Source organism: Rhizobium sp. ZPR4 (assembly GCF_040215725.1).
GTDB classification, from domain to species: Bacteria; Pseudomonadota; Alphaproteobacteria; order Rhizobiales; family Rhizobiaceae; genus Rhizobium; species Rhizobium rhizogenes_D.
Genome location: NZ_CP157968.1, coordinates 523,369 through 539,160 on the forward strand (window position 1 = coordinate 523,369; position 15,792 = coordinate 539,160).

A 15,792-nucleotide genomic window follows, 5' to 3' on the forward strand; every position below is an offset into this window, starting at 1 on the left:
GCATATCATAGCTCTCTAATTTAATTGCTGCATCATGCAGACGAGCCACAATATCCTAACATGTATTAATTATTCTCTATTTTTCACGCAGAATAATTATGATTAATACGTAGTTAATCTAATTTATACATCGCATATCTATAAAGTTATGAGGGAAATTACACTAAATACAAATTACGACGCCAAGTTGAGCAAGTAAAACTATGCTCGACCTATTCCTTTCACTCTCGACATGGCCCCCGTCTCACTTACGGTAAACCGACGGATTGATGCCGTGACGTTGCAGACGGGCATAGAGACTTCGGCGCGGCAGCTTGAGTGCCTGCGCGACCTCAGCAATATCCCCCTCATATCGCTCCAGCGTGGCCCGCAGAATATTCGCCTCGAAGTGATCCATCTGATCGGAGAGGCCGAACTCGATGGAAGGCTGGCTGCGAGCGGAAGCGAGGCCAAGCGCGGCTTGGGTCGCATAGTTGCGCAGCTCCCGGACATTGCCTAGCCAATCGTCAGTTAGAAATCGTGCCTCCATCGCGGCATCGATGGGCGGACGCGGCACGCCGTGCAGGCGGGCGGCCTCGTCGAGGAAGGCGCTGAACAACAGGCCGATATCTGCGCGGCGCTCCCGCAAGGGCGGGATGCGGATCCGCACGGTTTCCAGCCGGTAGAGCAGATCCGCCCGAAAGCGATCATCGGCAACCGCGCCATGCAGATCGCTTTTCGTCGCAGCGACGATGCGCAGATCGACAGGGGCCGGCTCGCCGCTCGCCGAAGGCAGCTCGCGCTCCTCGACAACCCGCAGAAGCCGGCCCTGCAGCAGGGGTGACATGCTGTCGATCTCGTCGAGAAACAACGTGCCGCGATCGGCCTCGGCGATGCGTCCGCGCCGGACGCGGTTTCCGAACAGAGTCTCGTCGGCGATCGCATCCGGCAGAGCGGCGCAATCGACCGCGACGAAACTGCGGGCGCGCCGCCTGCTCCAGCGGTGGATGAGGCGGGCGACCAGCTCCTTGCCGGTGCCGGTTTCGCCTTCGACCAGGACATCCACGTCTGCATTTGCGACCTGACGGATCGTTTCACGCAATCGTGCCATGACCGTCGTCTGGCCGAGGAGCGGCGACGCATCCTCCGCCTCGGCGGCTGCCTGCCGCAAGCGCCGGTTTTCCAGCACCAGGCGGCGCGTCTCCAGCGCCCGCCGCACGGATGCGATCAGGTGATCGGTGGCAAAGGGCTTGGCAATAAAATCGTAGGCGCCCTGTTTCAATGCACCGACCGCCATGGCGATGTCGCCGTGGCCGGTCATCAGGATAACAGGCAAGTCCGGATCGCGCGCCAGCACTGCCTCCAGCAGATCGTGCCCATCGATGCGCGGCAGGCGGATGTCGCTGACGATCACCCCAGGCAATGCGGTTGCAAGGCTTGCCAGCGCCGACTGCCCGTCACCATGCGTCTCCACATCGAAGCCCGCTATGACGAAGGAATCGGTAAGCGCGGCATTGAAAGGACCATCGTCCTCGACCAGAAGGATTTTCTGCGACGCTTGTAGGGTCATGCCTGCCTCATAGTCATTACGAAAGCCGCGCCACCGAGCGGCGACGGGCCAATGGTCAACGATCCGCCGAGATCGTTCATGATGTCCTGCGCGATCCCGAGCCCAAGACCGAGCCCGTCGGGCTTACCGGTCATGAATGGGCGGAATATTTCCTTGGCCAGCAGAGGATCGATGCCAGGGCCATTGTCGGCGACAATCAGCCTCACCACATCCTTCCCCTCGGCGTCGATGAGCAGAGCGACATGCGGATCGGCAATCTCGGCAACGGCGTCGATGGCGTTCTGCATGAGATTGACGATGACCTGCTCCAGCCGCACGCGTTCGGCAAGTACATGCGGCTGCCCCTCCGCCGGCAGATCGAGCCGCACACCTGCTTTGCGGAACCGGTTGCCGACCAGCAGCAAGGCGCCGGCAATGATGGCATCGAGCGGCTCCGCTCCCGCCGCATGACGTCCCCGGCGCGAAAACCGTCGCATCTCCTGGGTAATCGTCCCGATGCGCGCCGTCACCTCGACTGCAGCATCGAGATTGGCGCCGACGCGATCGAGGCGATTGGCCGCGAGATGATGGCGGGCATTCTCGGCGAGAGTGCGGATGGTGGCGACCGGCTGGTTGATTTCATGCATCAATCCCGCCGTGATCGAACCGACGGAAGCAAGCCGATTGGCCTGCGCAAGTTCCTCGCGGGCATCGCGATAGCGATCCTCGGCGCGCGTCCGTTCGGCCATTTCATCGCGTAGCTCGGCCGTGCGCGCGGCGACAGCCTTCTCAAGCGCCCGCCGGTCGGCTGCCGCTCTTGCTGCACGCGTCATGCGCCACCAGATCGCGGCCGTGATAACAGCCAATCCCAGGATGGCGGGCAGCGCCAGAAGCCAGGCCTCCGCCTGGGCTTCCTGCAATGCCGTTCGGGTGTCAAGAAGATGCAGGAGGCGCAGCTGCGTGCCGGCGACCGGCTGCTCCGCCGAAATCATGATCTGATGCCGCGGACCGCGGACCCGACCGGCATCCTCGGCACGATAATAGCCCGGCCCAAGTGCGGCGTCGCGATATTGCCCGCTTGCGACGATGCTGGCCCGGTCTTCCGGCGACAGGGGCGCAAGCGCGGTCAGCACCTGTGACGGATCGGACGCGGCAAGAATGATCTGATGTTCGTCGACGACAAGCGTTACGCCCGGATCATTCGCCCAGATCCGCGACACTGCATCGAACTCGAATTTGACCACCACGACTCCCGCCGGAGCGGCGGCATCGCCAACCCTGCGGGCCAGAAACAGGCCTGGCCGGCCGCTGATCGCTCCGGCACCATAATATTCCGCCGTGCCATCTTTGAGCGCCTCGGAAAAATAGGGACGAAAGCTGAAGTTCTTGCCAACGAAACTGTCTTCGGTCCCTGCATTCGACGCGGAAATCACAAGTCCCTTGTGATCGACAAGATAAATGATGTAGGCGCCGGTTTCGCGAGCCAGGAAGCTGAGCTTTTCGTCAAGCCGACGGGCCGCATCCGCCGTAGGGCTTGCAAGCGCCTCGCCAAGATCGCGATATTCGCCAAGCGCGATCGGAAGAAGCCGGAAACGTGCCAGTTCGCTGTCGAGCAAACGACTATGCTGTACCGCAAGCCCCCCTGCCTCCACAGCCAGCCGCCCAAGCGCACCCTGACGCGACAGCGAGAGCGCCGCATACCAGATTCCGACTGCGACGGCCAAACCGGCCGCTACCAGAAACACAATTCGCTTGAGGCCCGATCCGCTCATCTGTGCAGAATATTGCACAAATTTCAAAATAGCCACGCAGAATCTTGCGCGCAATACCCTGAGGGCCAACGCGATGTCTGGAGAAAATCAAGGTATATCAATGGGGTATCCTTATGTATCCCTAAACCTCGTGCCTCGCGCCTTCCACACGTATCAATGCGAAGACTGGGAGAGTGGTCCTCAATACATAGAAAAGCTGGCTGTCAGCCGGGCAATTGGCTTTGCCGATGCCGTCTCGGCGAGACTGGCCGGCAGCCACCCGCAAGCATACGGCCCCTCCCGGCGAACCCGTCGTTCGCAGCGGTTCACCGCTCCCTTACGACGATCCGAAGCAAGAACGGGAGGAGAGGCATAATGCTGAAGACATTCGAAGATCCCATCGTAACGACAGCAAAGGCGGAAGCAGCCGAACGGCGCAAACGTCTGAAATCGATCATCGGCGGTTCCACCGGCAATCTGGTCGAATGGTTCGACTGGTATGTCTATGCCGCATTCGCGCTTTATTTTGCGCCGCATTTCTTCCCCGCCGGCGACCAGACGGCGCAGCTGTTGAATTCGGCAGCGGTCTTTGCCGTCGGTTTCGTCATGCGGCCGATCGGTGCCTGGATCATGGGGCTCTATGCCGACCGTAAGGGCCGCAAAGCCGGCCTCGCCCTTTCGGTGACGCTGATGTGCGCCGGCTCGCTGATTATCGCGCTGACCCCTGGATATGAAACCATCGGCGTGATGGCACCGGCACTTCTGGTTCTCGCCCGCCTGATGCAGGGTCTGTCCGTCGGCGGCGAATACGGCGCCTCGGCAACCTATCTTTCCGAAATGGCCGGCCGCCAGCGCCGCGGCTTCTTCTCGTCCTTTCAGTATGTCACGCTGATCTCAGGCCAGCTCCTGGCTATTGCACTGTTGATCCTGTTGCAGGCCGTAATGACGACGGAAGCGCTGAACGCCTGGGGATGGCGCATTCCCTTCTTCATGGGAGCAGCACTTGCAGTCGTGGTCTTCTGGCTGCGGCGCGGCCTTGCCGAAACCGAGAGCTTCAAGAATGTGCAGGCAAGCGATGCACAGAAGTCCGGCTTCTGGATGCTCATCACCCGGCATCCCAGGGAAACTGCGCTCGTCATGCTGCTCACAGCCGGCGGCACGCTCGCCTTCTACGCCTACTCGATCTACATGCAGAAATTCCTGGTCAACACCTCTGGGTTCAGCCGGGAAACATCGAGCGAGATAAACGCAATCACGCTGTTCATCTTCATGCTCCTGCAGCCGATTGCAGGCGGGCTCTCCGACAGGATCGGCCGCAAGCCCCTGATGATCGGCTTCGGTCTTTGCGGCATGCTGTTTACCTATCCGATCTTTTCGGCGCTAGAAACCACGAAAGATCCTCTCATCGCTGGACTGCTGGTCATGGGCGCATTGGTCATCGTCACCGGCTACACATCGATCAACGCGGTCGTGAAGGCGGAACTGTTTCCCGCTCACATCCGTGCTCTCGGCGTCGCGCTGCCCTATGCCCTCGCCAACACATTGTTCGGCGGCACAGCAGAATTCGTGGCGCTGAAATTCAAGAGCAGCGGCTGGGAGCAAGGCTTCTACTGGTATGTGACGGCAATGATCGGCATCTCGCTCATCGTCTATCTCTTCATGCGGGATACGGCGAGAAACAGCGCCATCCAAGAAGATTGATCCGTCCCGCCCATGGAAGATCGCGGGATCGGGAGAATGCGAGCCGGCGGGAACATCGATGATGACCCGCCGGTGTTCAGCTTGGCGACTTGTCGGCGCCGAAATCCTTCCTCACCATCCTCAACCAGATCAGTCTGGCGATCTTTATTGGCGACGAGCAGATGAACGTCCGCCCGATTTCCCAACAACGCCGCGTCGATCAACTGTGATTGGGTCCCGCGTGCGGGCCTGGCACGGGGTTGCAGCACGCTAATGCACCAATGCGCGGCTTTTCTTTCGCCCATTCAGCAGGTGAATGAAAGTGATCCCCTGCTCCAGCAGCAGTTCTGCCGCTTTCAGATCGTTCGGACCGAGATCGGACGAACAGCCGCGAAGATTGCATGCCAGGAACAGCGAATTGGTAGCGGCGAGCGCATCGCCATCCTCCTCGGCTTCCTCGGCGGTGGCTTGCAGTACGTCCGCGACGGCCGCCATAAGATCAGCGCGCTCCTGCAAGTTCATTTCGCCAAGACTTTTCGTGATCTCATTCATGACTTCTCCTTGGCGCGCCCGACCATTCACGACATTCGTCGGGATCGGCGCAGCTCGTAATTTGGAAATGATTGAAATGCGGTTGGTAAGTGAAATATGGCAATGAAAGCCGGGACCGGCAAGGCATGGCTTCCATGCTGGAAACGCATGGCGTTGCGATTGGTTCACAATGCGCGAGATAGCGATGTCGGCGATCGCGGGATCTGGCCCGAAGTCCAGTCCATGGCGCGGCAAGTTTTAAAGTCGCGCTATCCGGTCGTGATCCGGATGCGGTCTTTCAAGCCAGAGACGTAAGTCAACTCTTTCCGAAACGGCAAACCTGGGATCGATCGACCGATCCCAGGCGCAAGACATCTCGGTTGCCGCCACTCAGCGCGGGCGGCGGATTACCCGCAGCTTGCCGCTACCGCCACCACCGGCGTAGAAGCGGTCCTTGCCATCGGATTCCAGGCCGGAAACGCCGGTGCCCTCTGGCATTTCGAGCCGTTCCAAAACTTCTCCCGTCGCCGGATCGACGCGGCGGACGTCGCTTTCGTCGCCCTCCCAGGTGCCATGCCACAGCTCGCCATCGACCCATGTCACGCCGGTGACGATACGGTTGGATTCGATGGTGCGGCGGATGGCACCGGTTTCCGGGTCTATCTCGTAGATCTTCCGACCGCGATGCTGCCCCACCCAGAGACTGCCATCGCTCCAGGCAAGACCTGAATCGCCACCATTGCCCGGTGCGGGAATAGTCGCAACGATCGTGCCCGTCTGAGGATCGACCTTGTGAATCTTGTCCTCGGCAATCTGATAGAGATGGTGGCCGTCGAAAGCGGTGCCGGCGTGCGAGGCAATGTCGATCGTACGCGCCTGCTCGCCGCTCTCAGGGTTCAGAGCATGGAGCTTTTCGCCGGAGGCGAACCAGACATGCTGCCCGTCGAAGGTGACGCCGTTCACGCGGGGCGCGTTCTCGAAGGGACCGTATTCGCGAATGATTTCCGCTTGGGACTTTTTCATGGCTTCCATCCTCCGGTCGGGATCGGTTGAGTGTCAATGATGCGAGAGCCTAGTCGCTCGGCAGCGGGCCTGGGAGTAACAATGTTGTCGGGAAGCCGACGACCGGCGGCATCATCCAGCGACAGGCCCGTCCGTTGCCGACGCTTTGCACCATCCCGATAGCAGCAAGCGCGTCGAGCGCGCGCTGCACCGTACGTGGGCTTGTAGACAGTGCGATCGACAATGCCGAACTCGACCAGGATTCACCATCCGAGAGCAAAGCGAGCACTGAGGCATTCTCGACCTCAACCGGCGGCGCCAGCACGACGACGTTACGCGCATGCCGCGGCGTCAGCACAAAACCTTCCGCAGTCGCGCTGATCTCGGCGAGCGGTTCCAGAGCGGCGCGAAGCCTTCCGATCTCGACCCTCAGCCGTGCCCTGTGAGATTCATCGGCGTGGCGGGCACGAAATGCACGGGAAAGCAACAGCGCGCGCGACGCATCGGCTGGAGCCGCTTCCGCAAGCACGCGAGCAAGGGCAAAAAGCACCGGCCGGCTCGCAAGCGATATGATGCCCCCGCCACTGCGCACGACGTTGCGACAGGCATCGACGACCAAGACATCGGACGCTAAAAGCGCCTCGACCTCATCCAGCGACAATGACCTTTCGCTCCCTTTGGCCACCAGGCGGGCGGCCGGTTCGTCGAGAATACGCGCCGCATCACGCACCTCGATTGCAAGAGCGGGGATTCCTGCCTTGCGGGCTGCTTCCTCCGCACGCGTCAGAGCGGCACGCGCAGGCTCGATCCGCAGGCGGCGAACGGCGATACCGGCGACCGCCAGTTCATGGCTTGCCCTTGCGGCAGGCGGCAGGGGCGATGGGTCGAGTTTCGCCAGCAATCGCTCGGCCTCATCCAGATGACCGACGAGCAGCAGGCGGCGGATCTGCAGATTGCGGGCATGGGCGGCATTGATCCGGTCACCCTGCTTTTCGAGTGCAGCCCGCGCCGTTTCCAACGCCTTTTCCGGCCAGCCGAGATCTCGCGAAACCAACGCAATCTCCGCCTCGGCCACCACGCAGCGAGCACGGGCAACAGTCTCGCGCGGCCCGAAGGCCCGCGCGGCACTCTTCAATAGCACCTTGGCACGGACGAGATCGCCGAGCTGCGCCATGGCGATGCCGCGAAGCGCCAGTGCCGGCCCATCGTCCCGCAGCGCCACGCGCTTCAGCGCGCCCAACGCATCACCGGCGGCGAGCGCCTGAGCTGCCGCGACGATCAGCGAGTCCATCGAAATCCCGTCACACTTGTAACTCCCACCCCTTACGCCTCCAGCGGTAAGTTATCGCATATCGGCTGGCAAGATGCAGTGCCGACAAGGACAGACCTGACAGACAAGAGGAGATGAACCATGACGATGCATAAGACAGGAACGCGCAAGGAATGGCTTTCAGCCCGGCTTTCCCTATTGGAGCAGGAAAAGGAGCTGACCCGGCGCAGCGACGAGATCGCCGCGAGCCGCCAGGAATTGCCCTGGGTAAAGGTCGAGAAGGACTACCGGCTCGAGACCGAGCAGGGCGTCGTGCCTCTCTCGGCCCTCTTCAAGGGTCGCTCGCAGCTTCTCGTCTATCATTTCATGTTCGGAACGGATTATGCGGCCGGCTGCCCATCCTGCTCGTCAATCGCCGACGGCTTCAACGGCATCGCGGTGCATCTCGAAAATCATGATGTCGCCTTTTCCGCGGTCTCCCGCGCGCCTCTCATGAAATTGCAGGAATTCAAGCGGCGCATGGGCTGGACCTTCAACTGGGCCTCTTCGGCCAACAGCGATTTCAACCATGATTTCAATGTCTGGTTCACGCCGGAGGAACAGCGCGACGGCAGCATCGAATATAATTACCGTCGCGAGCCGCCGATGCCCGATGCTCAAGCGGGCAAGACGATGCAGCAATGGGAGCTGCGCGGCAGCGAAGGCCCGGTCGAACTGATGGCGTCAATGACGGGGACGGATGTCGCGACCTACACGCGCGACCGGCCTGGCGTCAGCGCCTTCGCGATACAGGACGGCGACATCTATCACACCTACTCGTCCTATGCCCGCGGCCTTGATGGTCTCTGGGGCATGTATCAGTGGCTCGATCGCGCACCACTCGGCCGCAATGAGACCGGCGTGTGGTGGAGGCATCACGATCGCTACGGAGCGAACTGATGTCTAGCTCATCCGAAAGCAACGAAAGGGCCGGCGGACATGCCGCCGACCCTGCGCTACCTGTCATCGCCAGTCGATGGCTGGCATTAGCGGCAGCCCCGAGCTTCGCCCTCATGACCGCACTATCGGCCTATGGCGCGGACGGCGATATGATCTGCTCGGCCCATGATAGCTCGATGTTTGGTGGGATGGCGCCGATGTATCTGCTCATGGGCCTTTTTCACTGCGGCCCCTGGCTTAAGCTGCTCGCGAGAGAAGGACATGGCGCTCGTGTGACGGGCTAAAGCAATTCCAGGAAAAGTGCGCAGCAGTTTTCCGTCCGGAATTGCACAGGAACAAACAGATAGAGCGGTTTGGCGATTCCGTGAAACGCTGAACCGCTCCATGTCCCGGCAACGCTAAGCCAGGTTCTTGAGATAGAGCGAGAGCAGCTGGGTCTGGGAGGAAATGCCGAGCTTGCGATAGACGTTGCGCCGGTGGACCTTCACCGTGCCGGTCGAAATATTAAGCTTCAGGCCGATCGATTCCGACGAATGCCCCTGCAGGACGAGCTCGACGATCGCGGTCTCCCGGCTCGTCAGATTGAGATCCCGCCAGACGGCTTCGGCTGGCGGGACGGCCTCGCTCTCGCCTTTTCTGCGCCGGCTCCTGCCACCGGCCGCCAGTTGCGCATCGAAGCGGGAAGCCAAGCCGGACCAATAATGTCTCACCATGCTTGCAACGAGCGGCTCGACCTTCTTCAGCGTCATGAATTCCGCCGGCGGGAAAACACCGGTCTTCTCACGTCGCATCAATGAGAGGACGATCGTAACGTTCTCGTCGGCATTGACGAAAAAGCCGATCTCCTCGGCCAAGCCGGTTTGGACATAATAGGTCCGGTAATACTCGCTGGAAAAGAAGCGATCCGGCGCCAGTTCTCGCATCCTGAGCACGCCTTCGCGGCGGCTGCGCGCCGTGTGGTAGAAGGGATCGAGTAGATAAGGGCCGGCCTGATAGAGCGTGACGAAAACGATATGCTCGTCGCGGTCGAAGGTGCTGTAGAGGTCGATCGGCCGTTCCTTGCCGCGATAGGCGAAGACGACCACATAGTCGAACCGCACAAGCGCCGCCATCATCTGCCGAAAGGTCTCGCCGAATTCGGAATCCGTCATCGTCGATCGGCCGATCGTCGTGTTGAAGGCAGTAAAAAGCCCCTCAAGGTCGGTGCTCATGTGACGGATCCCCTCTGCCGCCCTGCGCCAACAAGCGCAGCCCCTATATATACCTTCCACGAAGTCTTTTGCGCCGAAATACCTCTTTCGGGGTATATACCTCGCAGGAAGCCCAGGCTTACTCTTTCCTTAACGACGGTGGCAATAAGGCAGATCAAAGACTGCCGACCAACCGCAGGGAACAGACGTGGCATCCGCTTCAACGAACGATATCGAATTCCGTTCGGTCACGAAAAACTATGGCGCCGTGACCGCCGTAACGGACATCAATCTCAATGTGCCCAAGGGCGCATTCCTGGCGCTTCTCGGGCCTTCCGGCTGCGGCAAGACGACGTGCCTGCGCATGATCGGCGGCTTCGAACAGCCGAGCGAAGGCACCGTGCTGATCGATGGGCGCGAGATGAACGGCGTGCCCGCTTACCGGCGCCCGGTCAACATGGTGTTCCAGCACTATGCGCTGTTTCCACATTTCAACGTCGAGCAGAACGTTGCTTATGGGCTGAAGCAGATGCGTCCGAAGATCAAGTCGGCCGAGGTCGAGCGCCGCGTCGCCGAAGCGCTCGAGATGGTACGGCTCGGTGGCTTTGCCAAGCGGCGTATCCACGAAATGTCGGGCGGCCAACAGCAGCGCGTCGCGCTGGCGCGCGCCATCGTCAACCGTCCTTCCGTGCTCCTGCTCGACGAACCGCTTGCCGCGCTCGACAAGAAGCTGCGCTCGGCCATGCAAATCGAGCTTCAGACGCTGCAGCGCGAACTCGGCATCACCTTCGTTCTCGTCACCCATGACCAGGAAGAGGCGCTGTCGATGGCCGATATCGTCTGCGTGATGAGCGCCGGCCGTATCCGGCAGCTTGGCACGCCTCAGGAGGTCTACGACCGTCCCGCCGATCTCTTCGTCGCCGATTTCGTCGGCAAGACGAACCGCATAGAAGCGACGATGGAAGCCGATGGCGAGACGCTTCGCCTTGCGGACGGCTCGGTCCTTTCGGCTGGCAAGCGGCTGGCACCGGGAGCGGCGATCGCAGCGCTCCGCCCGGAAGCAATCCATCTCAGTCGCGGTGCGGTCGCTTCGGGCATGTCCTTCAAGGGCACGGTGACGCATCGCATCTTCCTGGGCTCGTCGGCCGAATATGCGGTCACCGTCCCCGGGCTTGGTGATTTCCTGATTACCTCAGATCGCCGCAGCATGAACGAAAGCGATCTCGTGGGTCCGGGCGAAGATGTCTTCCTCGGCTTCGACCCCAAAGCCTTACACGTCTTTCCAGCATCGAATGCATAAGCCAAAACAAGGGAACAGCATCATGAGCAAGGATTATAAGGACAATCTCCCCATCTCCGCCGAAGGCTTCATGGATGAGTTCATGCGCCTGAAGCGCGGCTCCGTCAGCCGTCGTCACTTCCTGAATATCACCGGCCTCGGCCTTGCGACCGCGGTTCTGTCGCGCGTCCCGGGCGCACTGTCGACGCCGGCCTATGCAGCCGGCGAGCTCGGCACGCAAATGTCGATCGCCACCTGGCCGAACTATCACGACCCGGCAACCTTCGAGAACTTCAAGGCGGCAACCGGCGTCGCCGTCGAGGTCAATGTATTCGGCTCGAACGAGGAAATGCTCGCCAAGCTACAGGCGGGTGCCTCAGGCTGGTCGCTGTTCGTACCGACCAACTACACGATTTCGACCTATCATAAGCTCGGCCTCATCGAAGAACTCGATCTCTCCAAGATCCCGAACTTCAGCCAGACAACGGAAAGCCCGCGCTTCACCAAGGAAGGGCAGATCGACGGCAAGACCTATGCCGTGCCGAAGAACTGGGGCACGACGGGCTTTTCCGTGAACACCAAGAAGATCAAGACAAAGCTTGCGAGCTGGAAGGACTTTTTCGAGGTGGCGCAGACAGAGGCCGATGGTCGCGCCATGGTACACGACTATCAGCTGACAACCATTGGCAGCGCGCTGGTCTCTCTCGGCTACGACTTCAACTCGATCAAGCAGGACGAGCTTGCCAAGGCAGAGCAACTGCTGATCAAGGTCAAGCCTCATCTCTTCGCCATCAATTCCGACTACCAGCCGTCAATGCGCTCAACCGACGCCTGGCTGACCATGTGCTGGACCAATGACGGTGCGCAGCTCAATCGCGACATGCCCGAACTAGCCTATGTGCTCGGCACGGACGGCGGTGAAATCTGGACCGACTATTATGCGATCCCGAAGGATGCGCCGAACAAGGCGGCCGGCTACGCCCTGCTCAACTATCTCATGGACCCGAAGAACGCGGTGAAGGAGCATATCGCCAACGGCGCGCCGACCACCGACAGCCGCGTCATCGAGCTCCTGCCCAAAGAGATCACGTCGAACAAGATCGTCTATCCGGATGAGGCCGCGCTGACACCGCTCGAATTCGGTGCAGCAGTCACGCTCACCGATCCGAGCCGCGCCGAGCTGATGGCCCGCTTCAAGTCGGCCTGATCGGCTTCGCTTAACTCCGGCCCCTGTCGCCATGGCGGCAAGGGCCGGCCTCGCGCTTAGAACCGGCGGATAAAGAACTTTTCGATGCCCCTTAACCCTGCCACCAAACGGCGCCTCGTCACCGCTGCCCTTGTCGGGCCGGCAAGCATCTGGCTGTTCGTTTTCCTAGTGCTGCCCTTCATCGCCATCATCATCTTCGCCTTTGGCGAGCGTGCACCTGAGGGCGGCTATCAGGCCGCCTTTACTTTCGCGCAATTCGCCAACCTTGGCTCGCGCTCGGCCGCCTTCGTCAATACGCTCATCCTTGCGCCGATCGGTGCCGCCGCCTGCCTGCTCGTAGCCTATCCGGTGGCCTATTATCTCGCCGTCAAGGCGAGCCCGCAGCGCCGCCTCCTGCTCGTTTCTCTTGTTGTCGTGCCCTTCTGGACGAGTCTCCTGGTGCGCACATACGCCTGGATGTATCTGCTCGGCGCGCGCGGTATCCCGCATCTGCTTGAATTCGTCGGCATCGAGAACGTCAGGCTCATCAATACGCCCGGTGCCGTTCTGCTTGGCATCGTCTACGGCTATCTGCCGCTGATGATCATGCCGATCTTTGTCAGCCTCGAAAAACTCGATCGCCGACTGCTCGAGGCATCAGCCGACCTCGGCGCCAGACCCGTCTCGACCTTCTTCGGCATTACGCTGCCGCTGTCCTTGCCCGGCGTCATGACCGGCGTCGCCTTGGTGACGATCCTGCTCCTCGGGGAATATCTGATCCCGCAGTTGCTGGGCGGCGGCAAGGTGTTCTTCATCGGCAATGCACTTGTCGACCTCTTCCTGCAATCACGCAACTGGCCGTTCGGATCGGCGATCGCCGTGACGCTCGTTGCCGTCGTCGTCATCGTGCTGCTGGTTGCCATGCGCATCGCCTGGCGCGTTGCTGGCACCCGCCAGGTGGATCTCGTCTGATGCGCGCGCTCGTTACTTTCGTCTATCTGTTCCTCTACACACCGATAGCGCTCGTCGTCCTGTTCTCGTTCAATGCGGGTCGCAATGCCAGCGAGTTCACCGGCTTTTCGACGCAGTGGTACGGGCGGGCACTGTCGAACACCTTCCTGATGGAAGCCCTGCAGAACAGCCTTATCATCGCCTTTACCAGTGCGGCACTCGCGGCAATCTTCGGCACCATGGCCGCAATCGGCCTGGAGCGGCTCGGTCCTCGCGCCCGTGCCGTCTTTGACGGGCTCTTTGCTGCGGCGATCGTCGTGCCGGGTGTCGTTATCGGCATTGCGACGCTGGTGGCACTGGTCGAGGTTTTCGGCATCATCAACCCGCTGATCGCGGCCGTCTGGCCCGGCGATCAGCCGCCTAAATTCGCACTCGGCTATGGCTCGATCATCGCCGCACACGGGCTCTTCACCATGGCGCTGGTGACGATGATCGTGAAAGCGCGTATCGCAAGCCTCGGCCGCGATATCGTCGAGGCGTCGAGCGATCTTTACGCGACGCCGTTGACCACCTTCCGGCAGATCGTGCTGCCGCAGATCATGCCGTCGATCCTCGCCGGCTTCCTGCTCGCCTTCACCTTCTCCTTCGACGATTTCATCATCGCCTTCTTCGTCGCGGGATCGAACACCACGCTGCCGATCTATGTCTTCGCCTCGATCCGTCGCGGCGTCACGCCGGAGATCAACGCGATCGCAACCATGGTGCTGATCGCATCGCTCTTCCTCATTTTCATCGCGCGTTTCCTGATGCGTGAAAAGACAACGACAAACTGACCAGGGAAAACACATGATACTCAAGGATCGGGTCGCAATCGTCACCGGAGCTGGCTCCGGCATCGGCCGCGCCGGCGCGCTGATCATGGCGCGCGAAGGCGCGCATGTGATCGTCGCTGACATCGATTTGGCAAATGCCGAAGAGACGGTGCGCCAGATCGCGGCTGCCGGCGGCAGCGCCGAAAGCCTGGTTGTCGATGTCACGAACGATCAGGCGCTTGAGGCAGGCATTGCAGCGATTGCAGCGAAGCACGGCCGTATCGATATCCTGCACAATCACGCGGGATCGCAGGTGGCAGGCAGTTTGGAAGACGTCGCAATCGCGGGCTTCGACACATCCTGGAACCTGAACGTCCGCGCACATTTCATGGCCTCGCGCTTCGTCATGCCAATCATGAAAAAGGCCGGCAAGGGCGTAATCCTCAACACCTCGTCGTCATCGGGCGTCCTCTATGATCGCGAGATGATCGCCTATACCACCTCCAAGCACGCGGTCATCGCCATGACCAAGCAGATGGCGGGCGACTATGCCCGCTTCGGCATCCGCGTCAACGCGCTCTGCCCCGGCTGGGTCGACACGCCCTTCAATGCGCCGTTCATCGCGCAAATGGGCGGACGCAGCGCCATCGAAAGCTATATCGCCGAGAAGGTGCCGTTTGGGCGCTGGGCCGACGTTTTGGAGATCGCCGAGCCGATCCTCTTCCTTGTTTCGGATCGCTCGTCTTACATGACGGGCCAAATCCTCGTGGTCGATGGCGGCGAAACGGTCGTCTAGCCTATGGCGTGATCGAAAGCGGATACTGCGGGCCGCCGTCAGCGCCGCTTGGCGGGAAGGTGGTGCAATAGCGACTGGCACGCCTGCATGATGTGATCGGTCAAAAAAGCGGCTGCCTTTTCCACGTCGCCGGTTTTGCAGATCGCCAGCAATTCGCGATGCTCGCGGTCGGCTGTTTCCTTGCCGTGCGACAAGGTGAGCTGGACCCGCAAGTAGCGTTCGAGCCGGTCGTTGACGGAGCGAATCGTGCTGACCAGATAAGGCCTCTGCGCGTCTTCGTAGAGGCAGCTGTGAAATTGCCAGTTCAACTCCGACCAGCGCGCAGCGTCCGCCTCCCCCGCAAAGGCGTCGCAATAACCCTGCGCCTTCTCGAAGGTCGCCTCCGTCATGAAGGGCACGGAAAGCCTCAGCGCATTCGATTCCAGAATGGCGCGGACTTCGAAGATCTGCGCGATCTCAGGCTCCGAAACCCTGGTGACGATCGCCCCTTTGTTGCGATGGAATTCCACCAGCCCTTCTGCCTCAAGGCGCTTCAGCGCCTCGCGGACCGGGATCTTGCTGACATTGAAGAGACGCGCGACATCGTCCTGACGGATCGGCTCGCCTTCGTCGAGGGAACCGTCGGCGATCGAATCCCGGATGAATTTCAGGATCACGTCGGATGTGCTCGGCGCCTTTCCCAGATTGGGTATCTCTTCGACATTAAGAGGCATTCAGTCGTTATTCCCCGGAGACGGCAAAAGCTGATCGAAGCTTGGCGCCGCGATATGCTTTCAATATCTTGATCTTCCTGAACGGCGCAAGATGCGCCATGCACCTTGACCGGCACCCAAGATCGTATACGTTATCTGAAATTATAGGATAACGTATACGATCT

15 protein-coding genes are annotated in these 15,792 nt (G+C 60.7%); 8 read left to right on the plus strand and 7 right to left on the minus strand.

Going from position 1 to position 15,792, the window contains the following annotated elements; genetic code table 11:
* Positions 1-244: 244 nt before the first annotated feature.
* Both ABOK31_RS21980 and ABOK31_RS21985 read right to left on the minus strand, forming a co-directional pair.
* The gene (locus ABOK31_RS21980) at positions 245-1,549 is read right to left on the minus strand and encodes a sigma-54 dependent transcriptional regulator (RefSeq protein ID WP_349960806.1); all 1,305 of its coding nucleotides are present in this window, start codon (positions 1,547-1,549) and stop codon (positions 245-247) included.
* Positions 1,546-3,336, minus strand: coding sequence for an ATP-binding protein (locus ABOK31_RS21985; protein WP_349960808.1), 1,791 nt, complete (start codon positions 3,334-3,336; stop codon positions 1,546-1,548). Before ABOK31_RS21985 ends, ABOK31_RS21980 begins: the two co-directional genes overlap by 4 nt.
* Before the next feature lie 318 nt (positions 3,337-3,654).
* Here ABOK31_RS21985 and ABOK31_RS21990 point away from each other — a divergent pair, with 318 nt between their 5' ends.
* Entirely contained in the window at positions 3,655-4,980 is a 1,326-nt protein-coding gene (locus tag ABOK31_RS21990) for an MFS transporter (RefSeq protein ID WP_174181566.1), read from the plus strand.
* A gap of 249 nt (positions 4,981-5,229) precedes the next feature.
* Here ABOK31_RS21990 and ABOK31_RS21995 read toward each other — a convergent pair whose 3' ends face one another.
* From ABOK31_RS21995 to ABOK31_RS22005, 3 genes are all read right to left on the minus strand, one after another.
* A complete protein-coding gene (locus ABOK31_RS21995; RefSeq protein WP_349960810.1) occupies positions 5,230-5,745 on the minus strand; it encodes a hypothetical protein in 516 nt (171 codons plus the stop codon).
* A 135-nt stretch (positions 5,746-5,880) separates the two neighbouring features.
* On the minus strand, positions 5,881-6,513 hold the full coding sequence (locus tag ABOK31_RS22000) for a DUF5074 domain-containing protein (RefSeq protein WP_349960811.1): 633 nt from the start codon (positions 6,511-6,513) through the stop codon (positions 5,881-5,883).
* Positions 6,514-6,562: 49 nt separating this feature from the next.
* On the minus strand, positions 6,563-7,783 hold the full coding sequence (locus tag ABOK31_RS22005; RefSeq protein WP_349960813.1) for a helix-turn-helix domain-containing protein: 1,221 nt from the start codon (positions 7,781-7,783) through the stop codon (positions 6,563-6,565).
* A 120-nt stretch (positions 7,784-7,903) separates the two neighbouring features.
* Between ABOK31_RS22005 and ABOK31_RS22010 the strand changes: the two genes are divergently transcribed.
* Positions 7,904-8,701, plus strand: a complete 798-nt coding sequence (locus ABOK31_RS22010; protein WP_174181570.1) for a thioredoxin family protein — start codon at positions 7,904-7,906, stop codon at positions 8,699-8,701.
* Complete coding sequence (locus tag ABOK31_RS22015) at positions 8,701-8,985, plus strand: hypothetical protein (protein ID WP_349960815.1); 285 nt, start codon at positions 8,701-8,703, stop codon at positions 8,983-8,985. The genes ABOK31_RS22010 and ABOK31_RS22015 overlap by 1 nt, the downstream gene beginning before the upstream one ends.
* A 114-nt stretch (positions 8,986-9,099) precedes the next feature.
* On the opposite strand, the gene ABOK31_RS22020 is transcribed toward ABOK31_RS22015, so the two are convergent.
* Positions 9,100-9,912, minus strand: coding sequence for a helix-turn-helix transcriptional regulator (locus tag ABOK31_RS22020; RefSeq protein ID WP_349960816.1), 813 nt, complete (start codon positions 9,910-9,912; stop codon positions 9,100-9,102).
* Positions 9,913-10,099: 187 nt separating this feature from the next.
* On the opposite strand from ABOK31_RS22020, the gene ABOK31_RS22025 reads away from it, so the two are divergent.
* The 5 genes from ABOK31_RS22025 to ABOK31_RS22045 all read left to right on the plus strand — a co-directional run bounded on the left by ABOK31_RS22025 (position 10,100) and on the right by ABOK31_RS22045 (position 14,915).
* Positions 10,100-11,191 (plus strand): ABC transporter ATP-binding protein, encoded by a 1,092-nt coding sequence (locus ABOK31_RS22025; RefSeq protein ID WP_349960817.1) that lies wholly within the window; start codon positions 10,100-10,102, stop codon positions 11,189-11,191.
* A gap of 22 nt (positions 11,192-11,213) precedes the next feature.
* Positions 11,214-12,377 (plus strand): spermidine/putrescine ABC transporter substrate-binding protein, encoded by a 1,164-nt coding sequence (locus ABOK31_RS22030; RefSeq protein ID WP_349960819.1) that lies wholly within the window; start codon positions 11,214-11,216, stop codon positions 12,375-12,377.
* A gap of 84 nt (positions 12,378-12,461) precedes the next feature.
* Positions 12,462-13,328 (plus strand): ABC transporter permease, encoded by an 867-nt coding sequence (locus ABOK31_RS22035; RefSeq protein WP_174181575.1) that lies wholly within the window; start codon positions 12,462-12,464, stop codon positions 13,326-13,328.
* On the plus strand, positions 13,328-14,140 hold the full coding sequence (locus ABOK31_RS22040) for an ABC transporter permease (protein WP_174181576.1): 813 nt from the start codon (positions 13,328-13,330) through the stop codon (positions 14,138-14,140). The genes ABOK31_RS22035 and ABOK31_RS22040 overlap by 1 nt, the downstream gene beginning before the upstream one ends.
* A gap of 13 nt (positions 14,141-14,153) precedes the next feature.
* Positions 14,154-14,915: an SDR family oxidoreductase gene (locus ABOK31_RS22045; RefSeq protein WP_349960822.1), complete on the plus strand. Its 762-nt coding sequence runs from the start codon at positions 14,154-14,156 to the stop codon at positions 14,913-14,915.
* 38 nt (positions 14,916-14,953) lie between these two features.
* Here the strand turns inward: ABOK31_RS22045 and ABOK31_RS22050 are convergent, their stop codons facing one another.
* Complete coding sequence (locus ABOK31_RS22050) at positions 14,954-15,628, minus strand: GntR family transcriptional regulator (RefSeq protein ID WP_349960823.1); 675 nt, start codon at positions 15,626-15,628, stop codon at positions 14,954-14,956.
* Positions 15,629-15,792 lie beyond the last annotated feature (164 nt).

Bases quoted from the DNA above. Each gene is read 5' to 3' on its own strand.
- ABOK31_RS21980 (WP_349960806.1), bottom strand. From the start codon at position 1,549: ATGACCCTACAAGCGTCGCAGAAAATCCTTCTGGTCGAGGACGATGGT.
- ABOK31_RS21990 (WP_174181566.1), top strand. From the start codon at position 3,655: ATGCTGAAGACATTCGAAGATCCCATCGTAACGACAGCAAAGGCGGAA.
- ABOK31_RS22000 (WP_349960811.1), bottom strand. From the start codon at position 6,513: ATGAAAAAGTCCCAAGCGGAAATCATTCGCGAATACGGTCCCTTCGAG.
- ABOK31_RS22005 (WP_349960813.1), bottom strand. From the start codon at position 7,783: ATGGACTCGCTGATCGTCGCGGCAGCTCAGGCGCTCGCCGCCGGTGAT.
- ABOK31_RS22010 (WP_174181570.1), top strand. From the start codon at position 7,904: ATGACGATGCATAAGACAGGAACGCGCAAGGAATGGCTTTCAGCCCGG.
- ABOK31_RS22015 (WP_349960815.1), top strand. From the start codon at position 8,701: ATGTCTAGCTCATCCGAAAGCAACGAAAGGGCCGGCGGACATGCCGCC.
- ABOK31_RS22020 (WP_349960816.1), bottom strand. From the start codon at position 9,912: ATGAGCACCGACCTTGAGGGGCTTTTTACTGCCTTCAACACGACGATC.
- ABOK31_RS22030 (WP_349960819.1), top strand. From the start codon at position 11,214: ATGAGCAAGGATTATAAGGACAATCTCCCCATCTCCGCCGAAGGCTTC.
- ABOK31_RS22035 (WP_174181575.1), top strand. From the start codon at position 12,462: ATGCCCCTTAACCCTGCCACCAAACGGCGCCTCGTCACCGCTGCCCTT.
- ABOK31_RS22040 (WP_174181576.1), top strand. From the start codon at position 13,328: ATGCGCGCGCTCGTTACTTTCGTCTATCTGTTCCTCTACACACCGATA.
- ABOK31_RS22045 (WP_349960822.1), top strand. From the start codon at position 14,154: ATGATACTCAAGGATCGGGTCGCAATCGTCACCGGAGCTGGCTCCGGC.
- ABOK31_RS22050 (WP_349960823.1), bottom strand. From the start codon at position 15,628: ATGCCTCTTAATGTCGAAGAGATACCCAATCTGGGAAAGGCGCCGAGC.